At 61.2% G+C, this 15,763-nt stretch carries 16 protein-coding genes; 5 read left to right on the forward strand and 11 right to left on the reverse strand.

From position 1 onward, the window contains the following. The 3 genes from MK6180000_RS07155 to MK6180000_RS07165 form a co-directional block, all read right to left on the reverse strand. Positions 1 to 351 (reverse strand): RidA family protein, encoded by a 351-nt coding sequence (locus MK6180000_RS07155; RefSeq protein WP_138934112.1) that lies wholly within the window; start codon positions 349 to 351, stop codon positions 1 to 3. Positions 352 to 356: 5 nt separating this feature from the next. Beyond that, a complete protein-coding gene (locus MK6180000_RS07160) occupies positions 357 to 1,478 on the reverse strand; it encodes an NAD(P)/FAD-dependent oxidoreductase (RefSeq protein ID WP_138934113.1) in 1,122 nt (373 codons plus the stop codon). A gap of 134 nt (positions 1,479 to 1,612) precedes the next feature. Continuing rightward, positions 1,613 to 2,848, reverse strand: coding sequence for an acyl-CoA dehydrogenase (locus tag MK6180000_RS07165; RefSeq protein ID WP_138934114.1), 1,236 nt, complete (start codon positions 2,846 to 2,848; stop codon positions 1,613 to 1,615). Between the two features lie 107 nt (positions 2,849 to 2,955). Here MK6180000_RS07165 and MK6180000_RS07170 point away from each other — a divergent pair, with 107 nt between their 5' ends. Continuing rightward, the gene (locus tag MK6180000_RS07170; RefSeq protein ID WP_138934115.1) at positions 2,956 to 3,864 is read left to right on the forward strand and encodes a LysR family transcriptional regulator; all 909 of its coding nucleotides are present in this window, start codon (positions 2,956 to 2,958) and stop codon (positions 3,862 to 3,864) included. Positions 3,865 to 3,871: 7 nt separating this feature from the next. On the opposite strand, the gene MK6180000_RS07175 is transcribed toward MK6180000_RS07170, so the two are convergent. The 3 genes from MK6180000_RS07175 to MK6180000_RS07185 are packed head-to-tail and all read right to left on the reverse strand — an operon-like array spanning position 3,872 to position 5,952. After that, positions 3,872 to 4,399 (reverse strand): gamma carbonic anhydrase family protein, encoded by a 528-nt coding sequence (locus MK6180000_RS07175; protein WP_138934116.1) that lies wholly within the window; start codon positions 4,397 to 4,399, stop codon positions 3,872 to 3,874. Next, positions 4,396 to 5,037: a guanylate kinase gene (gmk, locus tag MK6180000_RS07180; protein WP_138936386.1), complete on the reverse strand. Its 642-nt coding sequence runs from the start codon at positions 5,035 to 5,037 to the stop codon at positions 4,396 to 4,398. The genes MK6180000_RS07175 and gmk overlap by 4 nt, the downstream gene beginning before the upstream one ends. 9 nt (positions 5,038 to 5,046) lie before the next feature. Next, positions 5,047 to 5,952, reverse strand: coding sequence for a YicC/YloC family endoribonuclease (locus MK6180000_RS07185; protein WP_246040452.1), 906 nt, complete (start codon positions 5,950 to 5,952; stop codon positions 5,047 to 5,049). Positions 5,953 to 6,310: 358 nt separating this feature from the next. On the opposite strand from MK6180000_RS07185, the gene MK6180000_RS07190 reads away from it, so the two are divergent. Further along, on the forward strand, positions 6,311 to 7,015 hold the full coding sequence (locus tag MK6180000_RS07190; protein ID WP_246040453.1) for a PAS domain-containing protein: 705 nt from the start codon (positions 6,311 to 6,313) through the stop codon (positions 7,013 to 7,015). A gap of 475 nt (positions 7,016 to 7,490) precedes the next feature. Here MK6180000_RS07190 and MK6180000_RS07195 read toward each other — a convergent pair whose 3' ends face one another. Then, entirely contained in the window at positions 7,491 to 8,855 is a 1,365-nt protein-coding gene (locus MK6180000_RS07195) for a class II 3-deoxy-7-phosphoheptulonate synthase (protein ID WP_138934117.1), read from the reverse strand. Positions 8,856 to 9,027: 172 nt separating this feature from the next. On the opposite strand from MK6180000_RS07195, the gene MK6180000_RS07200 reads away from it, so the two are divergent. Then, a complete protein-coding gene (locus MK6180000_RS07200) occupies positions 9,028 to 10,035 on the forward strand; it encodes a GlxA family transcriptional regulator (protein WP_138934118.1) in 1,008 nt (335 codons plus the stop codon). Positions 10,036 to 10,051: 16 nt separating this feature from the next. On the opposite strand, the gene MK6180000_RS07205 is transcribed toward MK6180000_RS07200, so the two are convergent. Genes MK6180000_RS07205 through MK6180000_RS07220 form a run of 4 tightly spaced genes read right to left on the reverse strand, consistent with a single transcriptional unit; the run spans position 10,052 to position 14,271 of the window. Next, on the reverse strand, positions 10,052 to 11,137 hold the full coding sequence (locus tag MK6180000_RS07205; RefSeq protein WP_138934119.1) for a PQQ-dependent sugar dehydrogenase: 1,086 nt from the start codon (positions 11,135 to 11,137) through the stop codon (positions 10,052 to 10,054). Between the two features lie 55 nt (positions 11,138 to 11,192). Beyond that, positions 11,193 to 13,133 carry a 1-deoxy-D-xylulose-5-phosphate synthase gene (gene dxs / locus MK6180000_RS07210; RefSeq protein WP_425466829.1) on the reverse strand — a complete coding sequence of 647 codons (1,941 nt, stop codon included), beginning with the start codon at positions 13,131 to 13,133 and terminating at the stop codon, positions 11,193 to 11,195. Positions 13,134 to 13,159: 26 nt separating this feature from the next. Continuing rightward, positions 13,160 to 14,023: a polyprenyl synthetase family protein gene (locus MK6180000_RS07215; RefSeq protein WP_138934120.1), complete on the reverse strand. Its 864-nt coding sequence runs from the start codon at positions 14,021 to 14,023 to the stop codon at positions 13,160 to 13,162. Between the two features lie 5 nt (positions 14,024 to 14,028). Next, positions 14,029 to 14,271 (reverse strand): exodeoxyribonuclease VII small subunit, encoded by a 243-nt coding sequence (locus tag MK6180000_RS07220; protein ID WP_138934121.1) that lies wholly within the window; start codon positions 14,269 to 14,271, stop codon positions 14,029 to 14,031. A 123-nt stretch (positions 14,272 to 14,394) separates the two neighbouring features. On the opposite strand from MK6180000_RS07220, the gene MK6180000_RS07225 reads away from it, so the two are divergent. Continuing rightward, a complete protein-coding gene (locus MK6180000_RS07225; protein ID WP_138934122.1) occupies positions 14,395 to 15,372 on the forward strand; it encodes a phosphotransferase in 978 nt (325 codons plus the stop codon). A 153-nt stretch (positions 15,373 to 15,525) separates the two neighbouring features. After that, positions 15,526 to 15,726: a hypothetical protein gene (locus tag MK6180000_RS07230; RefSeq protein WP_138934123.1), complete on the forward strand. Its 201-nt coding sequence runs from the start codon at positions 15,526 to 15,528 to the stop codon at positions 15,724 to 15,726. Positions 15,727 to 15,763: the final 37 nt, after the last annotated feature.

Genomic DNA, 15,763 nt, shown 5'->3' on the forward strand with positions numbered 1-15,763 from the left:
TCAGGCCTTGGCAGCTGTGACGATGAACTCGACCAGATAGTCAGGGGTTGCCAATTTGGCCTCGCCAGCGGCGCGGGCCGGTGTGTGGCCCTGCGGCACCCAAGCGTCCCACTCGGCGTTCATCTCAGCAAAATCCTTCATGTCGGCCAGCCAGATGATTGTCTGGAGGATCCGAGTTTTGTCTGATCCAGCTTCGGCCAGCAAACGGTCGATATTCTCGAGGCACGTTTTAGTCTGAGCTGCGACAGTATCACCGGCAGTGCCAACTTGGCCGGCTAGATAGATCGTGCCGTTATGCGTAACAATCTGGCTCATGCGGGGTCCGGTATGGCTACGGGTCACTTCAGTCATGGCGTTCAACTCCTTGTTTGGGTTTGGTAAAAACGGTCTGGCGCAATAGCGGCCAAGATATCTGGTGCTAAGACTTGCACGCCTCCGCTGATCAATGCCGCTGCCGCTTGCGATAGTGCGGGCGCGGTCTGAACGCCATAGCCGCCCTGTCCTGCGAGCCAGAAAAATCCCTCGGCATCAGGCGCGTAGCCGACAACCGGCGATTTATCGGGCGCAAATGTGCGCAGCCCGGCCCAGCTACGCTGAATGCGCGTGACCGGCACCGTCACGGCCTGTTCGTACCGGTCTAACCCTTCGGCCAAAACCATATCGTCTGGCCACGCGTCATGTGGCGCGACTGGGTCTTGGTCTGCGGGCGATACCATTAGCCTGCCTGCATCCGGTTTGGCGTACCACGTTTCAGACACGCTGCCGAACAGCGGCCAGCGGCTTACGTCATGCTCAGGGCCAAGCGCCAGAATTGCTGCCGAACGGCGCATCGGTTGCAGCTTCATCTGCAGCGCGCCCGCCAGTGCAGCGATCTGGTCGGCCCACGCACCGCCCGCATTGACGATTGTGGGCGCGCCATACGTCTCTGCTCCGGCTGATACTATCCATTCGCCACCGCTGCGCTCGATATTCGTCACGCGGGCGTTTGTGATCACACGCCCTCCGCGCGATTTGAACAGCCGCGCATAGCCTTGCAACATGAGATCCACGTCGATGCCCTGTGCGCTGTCCTCGTAAATGGCGCCAGCGATCGGCCCGGCGCGCAGAATAGGCACCATACGGGCGGCCTCTGCCCCTGTCAGCCGGTCCAGCCCGGTGGCATCTGCGGCATACGCCTCAAGGGTAGGCAGCTCTTCCTCGGATGCAATTAATAGCTCACCGCGTGGCGACAGAAGGCTGTGATCAAAAATGCCTTGGGGATTGGTCAGCGTAGGCTCGGAGGCGTCATTAATGGCGCGCAAGACCGCATTGCCATAGTTGCGAATGTAGATCGCGGCGGAGCGCCCCGTGGCATGGTAGCCAAGTTGCGCCTCAGCCTCTAGCACGATCACGTTGGCATGGCGCGCCAACTCTGCCGCAGCAGATATTCCGGCAATTCCGCCGCCTATGATGATGATATCGCTAGACACTTTGGTCATGGTGCCTATCCCTAACATTGCGTGTGCGCTCATGTTTGCCGCAATACCGCGCGAATGCCAAGGGGCTGGTGTTTGCGAATGCCGCTGGCCTCAAGGCGGGCCAGGCGTGTGCCCTGCCCGCCCATGCCGCTCGTTTAGAAAAACGCCTGAAGTCCGGTCTGCGCACGTCCCAGGATCAGCGCGTGAACGTCATGCGTGCCCTCGTAAGTGTTGACCGTCTCTAAGTTCATCATGTGGCGAATAACCTGATATTCCTCAGAAATACCATTGCCGCCGTGCATGTCGCGGGACATGCGGGCAATATCCAGCGCCTTGCCGCAGTTGTTGCGCTTGATCATGCTGATCATTTCGGGCGCGGCATTGGCGGCGTCCATCAACCGGCCAACCCGGAGCGCCGCCTGTAGGCCCAGCGTAATTTCGGTCTGCATATTCGCCAACTTCAACTGAAACAGCTGCGTTTGCGCCAGCGGCTTGCGGAATTGCACCCGATCGAGGCCGTACTGCCGCGCGCCATGCCAACAGAACTCGGCTGCGCCCATGACACCCCAAGCAATGCCATACCGCGCACGATTCAGGCAGCCGAACGGCCCCTTTAGGCCCTCTACGTTGGGCAACAACGCATCCTCACCAACTTCAACGCCCTTCATCACGATCTCGCCGGTGACGGAGGCGCGCAAAGACTGCTTGCCGGTGATTTTAGGGGCCGAAAGGCCTTCCATTCCCTTTTCCAGCACGAAACCGCGGATCTTGCCATCATGTGCGTCCGACTTGGCCCAGACGACGAAAACGTCGGCGATGGGGCTGTTGGAGATCCACATCTTGGCGCCGGACAGGCGATAACCGCTTTCGGTTTTTTCGGCGCGGGTTTTCATGCCAGAGGGATCACTCCCCGCGTCAGGCTCGGTCAGGCCAAAGCAACCGATCAACTCGCCAGTGGCCAGCTTCGGCAGGTATTTCTGGCGCTGCTCTTCGGTGCCGTAGGCATAGATCGGATACATGACCAGGGATGATTGCACACTCATCATCGAGCGGTATCCACTATCGACGCGCTCAATCTCGCGCGCGACGAGGCCGTAGCTGACATAGCTGCCGCCGATGCCGCCATATTCCTCGGGGATGGTCGTGCCCAACAGGCCCATCTCGCCCATCTCTGTAAAAAGTTCGGGGACGATGGCCTCGTCGGCATAATCTTTGATCACGCGCGGTTGCAGTCTTTCCTGAGCAAAAGTGCGCGCGCTCTCTGCTATCATCCGTTCCTCTTCGTCTAGCTGGTCATCCATGCGAAAGGGATCCTGCCAGTCAAAGCTGGACAGATCGGGGGCGTCTTTTGGCTTGATGGATGGCTTGGCTTTGGCTTCGTCGAGGCTCATGTTCAATCCCTCTCATGAGTTTTTCAGGAGTTCTGATTGAAATATAGGATGCTCTGCCCCAAAAGTGTAGCGAGTCTTTTGTCGCCAAGTATGAGGAAATGGAATAGATGGCCCTGCCCCGCCGGTTTTTACCCTCTATCGCCAGCCTGCGCGCGTTGGAGGCTGTCGACCGCCTTGGGAGTGCGACCGCCGCCGCCGAGGCGCTATCACTGACCCAAAGCGCGGTCAGCCGCCAATTACAGGCGCTTGAAGAGCAACTGGGCGTGACGATCATCTTGCGCGATGGACGCCGAATTTCGTTGACGCCTGACGCTGTGCTCTATGCCGCCGAGGTGCGCGCGGCATTGGGCCAAATCGCGCAGGCGTCGATGAAGCTGACGGTCAATCCGGCCGGCGGCGCGCTAAACATTTCGATCCTCCCAACGTTTGGCATGCGTTGGTTGGTGCCGCGCCTGCCGGACTTCGCCCGGACACATCCTGAAGTGACGCTTAACCTGTCGACGCGAATAAAGCCATTTAACTTCGACGTTGAACCCTTTGATGCAGCGATACATTTTGGCGAGGCGGATTGGCCTGATACGCAATCCATGCGCTTGCGCGGCGAGGCAATGATTGCCGTGTGCGCGCCCGATCTGATCGCCGTACGCGCCCCCGCCTCTGCGGCGCGGCTGCTGGACATGCCTCTGATGCACATCGAAACACGCCCCGACGCGTGGCGTGCATGGTTTTCAGCGCATGGCGTGGATGCTCCGCGCGTCACAGGCACAATCTATGACCAGTTCGCGACCATCACGCAGGCGGCCTTGCACGGTTTGGGGGTGGCGCTGCTACCGGAATATCTGGTGCGGGGCGATATTGCGGCGGGCCGCCTTGCGATTGCGTGGGGCGGCGCGACCTCTGGCCCCGGCGCATACCACCTCATCTGGCCGACGACAAAGGCCGGGCATGGCGCATTGGCCAAGTTTCGTAGCTGGCTGGTCACTCAGATCGGGGACGAAGATCTGCTGCCGCGTTAGGGGGGCATCAAAGAGCAGTCAGCCCGGCGCGAAACCGGCGCATGTTCTGCTGGTAGTGCAGCGCACTTTGCCTAAGGGCATCAATCGCGGCGATGTCCATGCTGCGTATCACCTTGCCCGGCGCGCCCATCACAAGGCTACCGTCGGGGATCTCTTTGCCCTCGGTAATCAACGCGCCTGCGCCAATCAGACAATCGCGCCCGATGCGGGCGCCGTTCAGGACTGTCGCGCCCATGCCAATCAGAGAATTTTCGCCAATGGTGCAGCCATGCAGCATCGCCTTGTGTCCTATCGTGCAGCCGGCGCCGATGGTTAACGGATGGCCCATATCCGTGTGCAGCACGCAGTTTTCCTGAATGTTCGTACCGGCGCCGACACGAATCGGCTCGTTATCACCGCGCAAGGTGGCGCCGAACCAGACAGACGTGCCGCCCTCCAGGACCACGCGCCCAATGACATGCGCACCGGGGGCGATCCAAAAATCGTCGTCCTGCGGCAATTCGGGCATTTGCCCGTCCAATGAATACAATGTCATGTGCGTTCCTCGAATTCCATTTGCAGCTTGCGGACATGCTCGGTCAGCGCGGGCTGCTGTATGCGGCGCAGTCGGGCGGCGGCGATGATTTGCTTGAGCGAAGCATCCGTGCGGTCCAGATCGTCGTTGGTCAGAACATAGTCATACTCGGCCCAGTGGCTGATCTCGTCCCAGCTTTTCTGCATCCGCTTGGCGATCACTTCTGGGCTATCCTGCCCGCGCGTCTCTAACCTGCGGCGCAGCTCCGCGATGGAGGGCGGCAACAGAAAGATCGACAGCGTATGCTTGCCCAGATCCGAGTTCTGGATCTGCTGGGCGCCCTGCCAGTCGATATCAAACAGCACGTCGCGGCCCTGATTTATCGCTGCCTCGACCGGGTCCTTAGGCGAGCCGTAGAGGTTGCCGAAAACATAGGCATGCTCCAGCATCCGAGAATCGTTGACCTGATGTTTGAAATCATCGACGCCGAGAAAGTAGTAATCCTTGCCATCCACTTCGCCCTCGCGCGGCGCACGTGTGGTGGCCGAGACTGAGAACGAGATACTTTCGTCCCAGTCACGCAGGCGCCGCGATAGCGTGGATTTGCCCGCGCCCGACGGCGATGAGAGGATTATCAGAAGGCCGCGCCGCTCTGGCATAGTCACATTTCACTCCACATTTTGCACCTGCTCGCGCATTTGGTCGATCACTGCCTTCAGGTCCAGCCCGATGACAGTCAGCGGGCTGGATTGGGCTTTGGCGCAAAGGGTGTTGGCTTCGCGGTTGAACTCTTGGCTGAGGAAATCCAGTTTTCGGCCAAGCGGCGCGGCGCTGGCAAGCAGCTCGCGCGCGGCCGCGATATGCGCTTCAAGGCGGCCGATCTCTTCGGTCACGTCGGCCTTGACGGCGATCAGCGCCAGCTCTTGCGCGACGCGGTCCGGGTCAGCGCCCGGCGCACCATCCAGCACCCGCGCGAGGCTGGCCTTCAGCGCCTGAGACATTTCTGCGCGGCGCGCCTCCGCGGCGGACGCCGCGGCGGTAGTCAGGCACTCAATCTCGTCCAGATGCGCTGTTAGCAGCACGGCCAGCGCAGCACCTTCCTGCGCGCGCATGGCCGCAAAATCGGCGAGGACTGCCTCAAAATCAGTCATCAGCTCGGTCTTGAGCGTGGTAGTATCGATCTCGGCCTCAGATGTCTCAAGCACGCCGCGCACCGAAAGGACGTCACCGGGCCGCGCTGGTGCCAGAGACAGGCCGCGCGCCATTGCGCGCGCCTCGACCTCGGCCATTGCGTCCAATGCAGCATCCAACTGAGCCGAGTTTACCGACAGCCGTCCGCCTGCCTCGCCCGTCTGTATCCGCAGCGCGAGCGACACGTTTCCGCGTGCCAGCGCGCCGGACAGACGCGCGCGCAATCCGGCCTCAAGTCCTGCGATCCAGTCCGGCACACGCAGGCGCAGATCCAGCCCCTTGCCGTTGACGCTGCGCAGCTCCCATGTCCACTCAATGCGATCGGCGCCGCCGCGACCGGTGGCAAATGCCGTCATCGAATTGGTGATGCTTAACGGTGTCATAGCGGCCTCTTGATCATGGATCGCGCGAATAGGACCGTCCTACGCCCTGCGGATGAACGAGGCAAGCGGCCCCCTTTGTCGACTATGACAACGGCACCGCGCGCACCCGTCGGCGGAAATTAACCACTTACCTTGGATTTTAGACAAATGCCCGCTTATCCGTGGCATACTTTAACCCTTAGGTAACCATGGGATAGAATCCGCGACGTTTCCTGAAGTAGAAATCTGCGCAGTCATGCGGATCGCCGCAGTGCAGAAAAAAGTTCTGCGATACAAGGAACGCCCGCCAACGGTCGTGAGTTTGTAATGAGTAAATTAGTATACGATGCCGCGATGCGCGGCGCAGAGGGAATGGCAGATGAACAATGACAAAATTGGCGGCGAAACGCAGCCTGAGATGCCACGCATGCCTCGACTGACCCGCAAAAACCAGAAGCCCGAAACGACGGCTGCGCTTGCTGCATTTGAGGCATACTGGAATGAAATGCGCCGCGGCGCGCAGGTACCGCGCCGGTCAGATATTGATCCGCGTGGTATTGAGCCATTATTGAGCAACGCCTTCATCGTAGAGCGGATCGCCCCCGGCCTTGCGCGGCTGCGCATCGCGGGCAGTCATCTGACCGATTTGATGGGGATGGAAGTACGCGGGATGCCGATCAGCGCGTTTCTGGAGCCATCGTCGCGCGACGCGCTGGCGCATCATTTGGTGCGTCTATTTGACGAGCCGGCAACGGTGCGGTTGTCACTATCAGCACCCGGCCGCCCCAGCGCGCCGACGCTTACGGGCACGCTGCTGCTGTTGCCGCTTCGCAGTGATCTAGGCGATATATCGCGTGCGCTGGGTTGCCTCGTCAGTGATGGATCAATTGGGCGCGGCCCGCGCCGGTTTGCGATCGAGCACGCGGTATTAACACCTCTGGGCGCTGCATCCGATGGCGGACCTGCGCCTCAGCTCATTGGGCAAACGGCGGCGCCTGTCTCTGTGCATCCCTGCCCAGTTCAGCCTCAAAGCGGTACTCTGCAAGGGTCGGAACGCCCTTATCTGCGACTGATCAAGAGCTAACCGTTTCGTCCTGCAGGCAAACGTCCGGACAATTGTTGGAGAGGGCCGCACGGGACATCGTGCGGCTCTTTTCATGTATCTCCTCCCCAATCCTGTAAGTCTATCAGTGCTCACATGATCAACAAGAAAGTGGCCGAGCGAATTTCGCCCGGCCACGTCCTGTTGGACTATGTTTTTTTGCCTGCACCGGTGGGAGGAGAAACCGCCGCAGGACCATTTTGCAAATCGCTCGTGATGGGAGGAGGTATCACTTCCGATCTGTTCGTTCCTTGAGTAAACGTGCATTGCTGCGTTGCGGCAAGGGGAAATGCTGCAATTGCATATGCTCCAACTCGGGCGCTGAATATTTGGGATGCTTGCTCCCGCGCCGCTTAAAAAATAAGCACTATTTGCGGGGGCCTACCGCTTATCCCAATATCAATAAAGGGGCGCACAGATTACCTGCACGCCCCCCTAAGTCGAAATTTGATGCGGATCAGGCCGCTTCGGCGCTGCGCTCTTGCCTTAGGGCCGAAAGCTCTTCGGCGACGAGAAACGCAAGTTCCAACGATTGCGACGCATTCAAGCGCGGATCGCAGGCAGTGTGATAGCGATCGCTCAGATTTTCGTCGGTCACGTCCGCGGTGCCACCGATGCACTCGGTCACGTCTTGGCCCGTCATCTCGAAATGGACGCCGCCGGGGATTGTTCCCTCGGCTTTGTGCACGGCGAAAAACTCGCGCACCTCGCGCAAAACCGCATCGAAGGGGCGCGTTTTATACCCGGACGCTGATTTGATCGTGTTGCCATGCATGGGGTCGCAGACCCACACCACTTTCGCGCCCTCTTGGCGAACGCATTCGATCAGCCGCGGCAGATGCTCGGCCACCTTGCCGGCGCCGAAACGCGCGATCAAAGTCAGGCGGCCAGCCTCGTTTTTCGGGTTCAGCTTGGCCATCAGCGCCTTGAGATCATCTGCCGTCATTGTCGGGCCGCATTTCAGGCCGATCGGGTTCAGCACGCCGCTGGCAAACTCGACATGCGCACCGTCCGGCTGGCGGGTGCGATCCCCGATCCAGATCATGTGGCCAGACCCAGCGAGCCAATTGCCGGACGTGGTATCAAGCCGCGTCAGCGCCTCTTCATACTCTAGCAGCAGCGATTCGTGGCTGGTGTAGAAATCGACTGTTTGCAGCGTTTCGGTGCTGGTACTGTCGATACCAGCGGCGCGCATAAAATCGAGCGCATCGCTGATACGGCTGGCCATCTCGCGATAGCGTGCGGCCTTTTCACCATCGGTAAAGCCAAGCGTCCAGCTATGAACCTTGTTCATGTCGGCATAGCCGCCCTTGGAAAAGGCGCGCAGCAGGTTCAGCGTGGCCGCCGACTGCGTATAGGCCTGCAGCATTTTGGCCGGATCCGGAATGCGGGCGGCCTCAGAGAACGGCAGCTCGTTGATGATATCGCCGCGGTAACTGGGCAATTCCACGCCATTTACAGTCTCGGTCGGGGCGCTGCGTGGCTTGGCGAACTGGCCGGCCATGCGGCCCACTTTGACCACCGGCACCTTGGCGCCAAAGGTCAGAACCATCGCCATTTGCAGCATCACCTTGAACGTATCGCGGATCGCGTCGGCGCTAAACTGGTCGAACGCCTCGGCGCAATCGCCGCCCTGAAGCAGGAACGCCTCGCCGCGCGATGCCGCGCCGAGCTGCGCCGTAAGGCGGCGGGCCTCGCCAGCGAACACCAGAGGTGGATACTGCGCAAGCCGCGCCTCGACAGCCGACAGCGCATCCGCGTCGACATAGTCGGGCATCTGAACGCGCGGTTTGGCGCGCCAATCGGATTTTTTCCATGCCATGTGATACAACTCCGCCAAGGGTAATTCTGAGACGGTTGCATAGCAAAGCCGCAAGCAGGGCGCCACACGAATAATTATGCGCCTGCACCCTATTGACGCGGTATCTATTGTCAAACTGTCTATTTTCGTGGAACACCCGTGTATCTGAAACGCCAGCGAGGGGGCCGCAGACATGCACAGCCACCAGCCCAAGAGCCATTCCAGCAAAGCCGAAACCGCGCAGGTGCCACGGCGATTTGTCTTTGTCCTTTTGGATAATTTCACGCTTCTTAGCTTCGCCGCTGCCATCGAATGTCTGCGTATTGCAAACCGGATGGCCGAACGCACGCTCTATGAGTGGAGCGTGATCGGCGATGGCGAGGTTGTCGCCTGTTCGGCCGGGTCGCGCTTTCAGCTGGATGGCCCGCTGGGCGAGCTGGGACGCGACGACACAGTGCTGATTTGCGGCGGCGTTGATATCCATCAGGCCGCGACCAAGAAGATGCTGAACTGGCTGCGCCGCGAGGCACGGCGCGGGTTAAAGATGGGCGGTCTCTGCACAGCCTCGTATCTGATGGCGCGCGCTGGTCTGCTGGATGGCAAACGTGCGACGATCCACTGGGAAAATCACGACAGCTTTGCCGAAGAGTTTCCTGAGGTCAGCCTGACAAAGTCGGTATTTACCATCGACGGCACCCGCATGACGACGGCCGGCGGCACATCTTCTATCGACCTCATGCTGAGCCTCGTCGCACAGGACCACGACGAGAAGCTGGCCAATGCCGTCGCTGATCAGCTGATCTATTCGTCGATCCGGACCGATCAGGACACGCAGCGTCTGTCTGTCCCTACCCGCATCGGCGTGCGTCATCCCAAGCTGAGCCAAGTCATCCAGATGATGGAGGGCAACATCGAAGAGCCGATTAGCCCGTCGACGCTGGCGCGCGATGCCGGCATGTCGACCCGTCAGCTTGAACGCCTCTTTCGCCGCTATCTCAGCCGCTCGCCCAAGCGATATTATATGGAGCTTCGCCTGCAAAAGGCGCGCAACCTGTTGATGCAGACCGACATGACGGTGATCAACGTGGCACTGGCCTGCGGATTTTCATCACCCTCGCATTTTTCCAAGTGCTACCGCGCGCATTATAATACGACACCCTACCGTGAGCGCGGTGCGCAATCCTCGCGGCTGTCAGTCTAGCGCACGTATTTGGCCCTCAGGGCGCCATACGATAAAGGGCGCCCTGCCCTTCGCTGAGAAACCAGATCGCGCCATCCGGCCCCTCGCGGATATCGCGCAGGCGTGCCGTCTCCGGCCCCTCCAGCCGCTGCACTTCACGAAGTGGATTGCCTGACAGTCGCGAAATAAAGCCAAATTTCAGCGACCCGACAAAGAAATCACCATTCCACTCGGGCCATAGCGCGCCTGAGTATATCATCAGCCCAGAGGGCGCGATGCTGGGGTCCCAGTAGAACTCGGGCTGTTCCATGCCCGGCTTTGACGCTCCGACACCGATCCGTGCGCCCGAATAGTGCCTGCCATATGAGATAACCGGCCAGCCATAATTCGCCCCGGCGTTAATCCGGTTCACTTCGTCGCCGCCGCGCGCGCCATGTTCGTTGACGTAGAGCTGTCCAGCCGCGTCCAGCGCCGCCCCTTGCGGATTGCGGTGACCGTAGGACCATATGGCAGGTCGCGCGCCCTCGGTGCCCTCGAACGGGTTGCCCGGCGCCGGATCACCTGCGCGCGTTAGCCGCAGGACGCTGCCATTCTCGCGCGCCAGATCCTGCGCCGCAGGGCGATCACCCCGCTCGCCGACTGTCATAAAGATCGTGCCATCCGGTGCCTCGACCAAACGCGATCCAAAATGCTGTCCACCGCGGCTACCCTCAGCAATTTGGTAGATCACGCGCCAGTCGGTCAGCGCACTTGCGCCTTTGGGCAGCAGCGCAGTGGCCAGCGCCGTGCCTGCCCCCGCGCCTTGCGACACTGCATGGGTAAAGTAGAGCTGCCGGGTCTGTGCGAAATCGCGCGGCACCAGTACGTCCAGCAGGCCGCCCTGCCCCACGACAGCCACTGGCCCGACGCCGCCGATCTGGCTGCGCTTGCCGTTCTGCAATTGCCAAAGCCGCCCGGCCTTTTCCGTGATGAGAACGCTACCATCGGGCAAAAAACCAAACGACCATGGGCCCTCCAGCCCGGTTGCCATCGTCGATACAGGGATCGGGCCATTCGGCCCTTTCAGCGTCTGCGCCGAAAGCGGGGAGGAGATCAGCAAGATGGTGATTAGAATTCGGATCATACGCTAAGATATAATCCATAATTCCACTAAGAAAAGATGAAACAGTTGCGCGCCGTCAGGCACGCTTGCCTGCGATCTGCGCGACACCCAGCACTTCCAGCACCTTTGCCTCGATCTGCGCTGCATCCATGCCCGCAACGGCATACATATCCGCAGGACTGGCCTGATCGATAAAGATATCAGGCAGCACCATTGAGCGGAATTTGAGACCGTGATCGAACACACCCTCATCGGCTAATAGCTGCGCGACGTGGCTGCCAAAGCCGCCGATCGCGCCCTCCTCGACACATATCAGCGCCTCGTGGTCCTCGGCCAGCTTTAGGATCATGTCCCTGTCCAGCGGCTTGGCAAAGCGGGCATCGGCGATGGTGGGCGTGATACCGCGCGCCGATAGTGCCTCGGCGGCCTTGCGCACCTCGCCCAGCCGCGTGCCAAAGCTGAGGATTGCGACCCGGCTGCCATCCGCAATGATCCGGCCCTTGCCGATTTCCAGCGGGACGCCGCGTTCTGGCATCGTCACGCCCTCGCCCTCGCCGCGCGGATAGCGGAATGCGATGGGCCCGCCGTCGTGCGCCGCGGCGGTCGCGACCATATGCACCAGCTCGGCCTCATCGGCGGCGGCCATGACAACGAAACCGGGCAGATTGGCCAGAAACGCCACGTCAAAGCTGCCCGCATGGGTGGCACCATCGGCGCCAACCAGTCCGGCGCGGTCGATGGCAAAACGTACAGGCAGGCGCTGGATTGCCACGTCATGCACGACCTGATCATAGCCGCGTTGCAGGAAGGTCGAATAGAGCGCGCAGAACGGCCGCAGCCCCCCTGCTGCCATGCCAGCGGCAAATGTCACGGCGTGCTGCTCGGCAATGCCGACATCAAAGGTGCGCGAGGGATACCGCTCGGCCATAAGGCCAAGGCCGGTGCCGTCCGGCATAGCGGCAGTAACCGCCACGATGCGGTCGTCGCGGCTGGCATGATCGACCAGTGCGCGGCCAAAGACTGAGGTGTAGCTGGGCGCGTTGCTGGGCGGTTTGCTCTGTTTGCCCGTCGTCACGTCAAATTTCGCGGTCGCGTGGCCGCCATCATCCGCGCCCTCGGCGGGGGCGTACCCCTTGCCCTTTTTCGTCAGCACGTGGATCAGCATCGGGCCGGTAGCGCGCTGTCGAACGGTCCGCAGGACCGGTAGCAGCTGGTCCATGTCATGCCCGTCGATGGGGCCAAGGTAGGAAAACCCCAGCTCCTCGAACAGCGTGCCGCCTACGGCCAGCCCCTTGAGCATATCCTTGGCGCGGCGGGCGCCCTCCTGAAACGGGCCGGGCAGCAGCGACACCGCCCCCTTGGCGGCGGCCTTCAACTCCTGAAAGGGTTGCTCGGCGTATAGGCGGGACAGGTACGACGACAGTGCGCCCACGGGCGGCGCAATCGACATCTCGTTATCGTTGAGGATAACAAACATCCGTTTGCCAAGGGCGCCCGCGTTGTTCAGCGCCTCAAACGCCATGCCGGCACTCATTGCGCCGTCGCCGATGATCGCGACCGCATCGCCATGCCCGGTATCGCAGGCCCCGCCCAGATCACGCGCCACGGCAAAGCCTAACGCGGCGCTGATAGAGGTGCTGGAATGGGCCGCGCCGAAAGGATCGTAGGGCGACTCGGAGCGTTTGGTAAATCCGCTGATCCCGTCTTTTTGGCGCAGTGTGCCCATGCGTCCCCGGCGGCCAGTCAGGATCTTGTGCGGATAACTTTGATGGCTGACGTCCCAGATAATCTTGTCGCGGGGCGCGTCGAATACGGCATGCAGCGCCACGGTCAACTCGACCACGCCCAGACCCGCGCCCAGATGGCCGCCTGTCTTTGAGACGGAGTTAATTGTCTCAGCCCGCAACTCATCTGCCAGACGGCTCAGTTCGGCATCGCTCAGCCGCTTCATGTCTGCGGGGCTGTCGATACGGTCAAGCAGCGGTGTTTTGGGCCCGCTCTCAGGCGTCATGGTCATGGCATGGCCCTCCTTGGGGCGTCAGGTCAGCTGTCACGCGAGATAGCGAAGCGAGCGATGGCCCGCAAGGTATCTGCGCCTGTACCATACTCAGATAGCGCCGACACTGCATCGTCAACCAACGCGGCGGCGCGGGCGCGGGCGCCGTCCAGACCCAGCAGCGAAACGAAGGTGGCCTTACCCGCTGCCGCGTCCTTGCCCACCGCCTTGCCTGCGGCGGTGGCATCGCCGGTGACATCAATGATATCATCATGGATCTGAAATGCTTGCCCCATTGCGGCAGCATAGCGGATTAATCGCTGAGGATCGGCGCCAGCCATGCGCGCGCCTGCCGCAGCGCTCCATTCAAAAAGCGCGCCGGTTTTACCTGCCTGTAGCGCTGTAATCTGCGTCAGGTCTAGCTGCGCGCCGGGCCGTTCCGCGGCCATGTCCAGCGCCTGGCCCAGCACCATGCCCTGCCCGCCAGCCGCCCTCGCAAGGCTAAGCGCCAGATCAGCGCGGACATCGCCGGCGCCAACGTTTGGATGCGCTGCCAGTTCAAACGCCAGCGATTGCAAGGCATCGCCCGCCAGCACAGCCGTCATCTCGTCCCATTTCACATGCACTGTGGGCCTGCCGCGCCGCTCGTCATCGTCGTCCATGCAGGGCAGATCATCATGCACAAGGCTGTAGGCATGCATCGCCTCAATCGCCGTGGCGGGCCAGATAGCAGCCGCCTGCGACACCCCGTTCAGACGCGCCGATTCCAGCACAAGACACGCGCGCAGACGCTTGCCGCCCGCAGCGGCATGGCGCATCGCCTCTGCCACATCGCCAGCGCCATAGGGGGTCAGAACATGCTCCAGATGCGCGCTGACTGCCTCTTGCGCCTCAATCAGCTGTGCTTCCATCCCGCTCAGAGACCCTCAACCGGCTTTAACCCGGTCGGCTCGCCGTTGTCGTCCAGCGTGATCGCGGCAACCTTCTCTTCGGCTTCTTTCAGCTTTGTCTCGCAGCGTTTCTTTAGCGCTGCGCCCCGCTCATACAGGGTGATGGATTCGTCCAGCGCGACATCGCCGCGTTCCAGCCGCCCGACCACCTGTTCCAGCTCGGCCATGGCTTGCTCGAATGTCATCTCGGCTACGGGTGTATCGCTCATTCATGGGCCTCATGATTTGGTATCTTCGGGTTCGCTTACACCATAGACGCAGCCAATCCGGGGTTCAATCGCGGCCGGGGCATTTAGGTTGACCGCGCAACGTCCCTGCGCTTGAGTGCGCGGATGAGCGCCAAACTGCCCCCCATGCCCGACCTAGACGTAATGATGCGCCTTAACGCACGCCTGACAGCCGCTCGGAGCGAAGAGCCGCGTCTGGAGCAGGCCCAACCGACCGACCTGATCCGCGATGTGACGGGCAAGCGGGCTATATTTCGCGGCCAGCTAGAGGGTCGGCGCGTGATTTTCCGCGTGCATCTCAAGCCAGAGACCGGCGCGGCGCAGCGCGAATGGGACGAGTTGAACCGTCTATGGCCCTACATGGCGACCGGTGATCTGCGCGTGCCCGAGCCGATCTGCGCCGCACCCGGCGCCGGTGTCACCGTTCAGCAGGACGCCGCCGGCACCCCCCTTTTGCAATTGCTCTACAGCCTGGACGTCGGCCAACGGGTCGCTTATCTGGCCCCCGCCGCCGCATGGCTACGCACAAGCACCGCCATGACCGAAGGCTGGCGTCTGCCGCGAGCGGATGCATGGATCAAGCGGGCCGCACGCGCCTCTGCTCAGCAGCCGTTCGCACAGCTCCGCGCGCTGGAATTGCGCATCCTCGCCCAGATGGAGCGTTTAGCGCCCCTTGTCGCGTCCGAGCCGTGGCGCGTGGCGGTCTGTCACGGTGATTACCATCCGAACAACCTGATCGCGGACGGCGCCCTCTTGACCGGCATTGATCTGGGCGGATCTCAGCGCCTGCCGTTGATGAAGGATATTGCCCGGTTCGCCATGCATATGGGCCGCCGACGCCTGCGCCTGTCGGGCAATACGGCGCTGGGCGTGGACCGGGCATGCCTAGAGGCCTTCGCCGGCGCCTTTGCCTTCACCAAGGTCGAGCGCACGGCGACGCTGCCCTTCTTTCTGGCGTTCGAGGCACTGATCCGGGTTGAGAATACGGGCCTACCACGCGCACGGATCATGCGGGCGGAAAAAACCTACGGTCAGTTACTTCAGAGTCTAGAGCAGTGTTGCGCCGATGCGACACTCTTTTGACACAGGTGAATAACCACGGACCAAGGCCGCTTGACCCAACGGAATGTTGATGCAAATATCGAAGTTGCGCGTCTGGCAAGCCTTTGCTGGTAAGGGCAATCGCAGGCCGCGACTGGCCAAAAATAACCAAAGAGTCATTCCTAGGGGACGATCATGAAAAAAATGATACTGGCGGCAACAGCCGCAACCGCGCTGGCCGCAGCACCTGCCATGGCCGGGAACTACAGCGAGCCCGTGATGGAGCCTGCAATCATCGAGGCGGAGGCTGTCAGCTCGTCAGCCAATCAGGCCGAGATGGTGGCAATTACCCTCACTGCATTAATCTTTCTGACGGCGATCATCAGCGCGAACTGACTATCACGGCCCCGCGGGTTGATCTGATAAAGCCTAC

The organism is Roseovarius arcticus (assembly GCF_006125015.1).
GTDB lineage: Bacteria > Pseudomonadota > Alphaproteobacteria > Rhodobacterales > Rhodobacteraceae > Roseovarius > Roseovarius arcticus.

Coding starts and splice junctions, on each gene's coding strand:
- MK6180000_RS07155 (WP_138934112.1), bottom strand. CDS start 351: ATGACTGAAGTGACCCGTAGCCATACCGGACCCCGCATGAGCCAGATT.
- MK6180000_RS07160 (WP_138934113.1), bottom strand. CDS start 1,478: ATGACCAAAGTGTCTAGCGATATCATCATCATAGGCGGCGGAATTGCC.
- MK6180000_RS07165 (WP_138934114.1), bottom strand. CDS start 2,848: ATGAGCCTCGACGAAGCCAAAGCCAAGCCATCCATCAAGCCAAAAGAC.
- MK6180000_RS07170 (WP_138934115.1), top strand. CDS start 2,956: ATGGCCCTGCCCCGCCGGTTTTTACCCTCTATCGCCAGCCTGCGCGCG.
- MK6180000_RS07175 (WP_138934116.1), bottom strand. CDS start 4,399: ATGACATTGTATTCATTGGACGGGCAAATGCCCGAATTGCCGCAGGAC.
- gmk (WP_138936386.1), bottom strand. CDS start 5,037: ATGCCAGAGCGGCGCGGCCTTCTGATAATCCTCTCATCGCCGTCGGGC.
- MK6180000_RS07185 (WP_246040452.1), bottom strand. CDS start 5,952: ATGACACCGTTAAGCATCACCAATTCGATGACGGCATTTGCCACCGGT.
- MK6180000_RS07190 (WP_246040453.1), top strand. CDS start 6,311: ATGAACAATGACAAAATTGGCGGCGAAACGCAGCCTGAGATGCCACGC.
- MK6180000_RS07195 (WP_138934117.1), bottom strand. CDS start 8,855: ATGGCATGGAAAAAATCCGATTGGCGCGCCAAACCGCGCGTTCAGATG.
- MK6180000_RS07200 (WP_138934118.1), top strand. CDS start 9,028: ATGCACAGCCACCAGCCCAAGAGCCATTCCAGCAAAGCCGAAACCGCG.
- MK6180000_RS07205 (WP_138934119.1), bottom strand. CDS start 11,137: ATGATCCGAATTCTAATCACCATCTTGCTGATCTCCTCCCCGCTTTCG.
- dxs (WP_425466829.1), bottom strand. CDS start 13,133: ATGACCATGACGCCTGAGAGCGGGCCCAAAACACCGCTGCTTGACCGT.
- MK6180000_RS07215 (WP_138934120.1), bottom strand. CDS start 14,023: ATGGAAGCACAGCTGATTGAGGCGCAAGAGGCAGTCAGCGCGCATCTG.
- MK6180000_RS07220 (WP_138934121.1), bottom strand. CDS start 14,271: ATGAGCGATACACCCGTAGCCGAGATGACATTCGAGCAAGCCATGGCC.
- MK6180000_RS07225 (WP_138934122.1), top strand. CDS start 14,395: ATGAGCGCCAAACTGCCCCCCATGCCCGACCTAGACGTAATGATGCGC.
- MK6180000_RS07230 (WP_138934123.1), top strand. CDS start 15,526: ATGAAAAAAATGATACTGGCGGCAACAGCCGCAACCGCGCTGGCCGCA.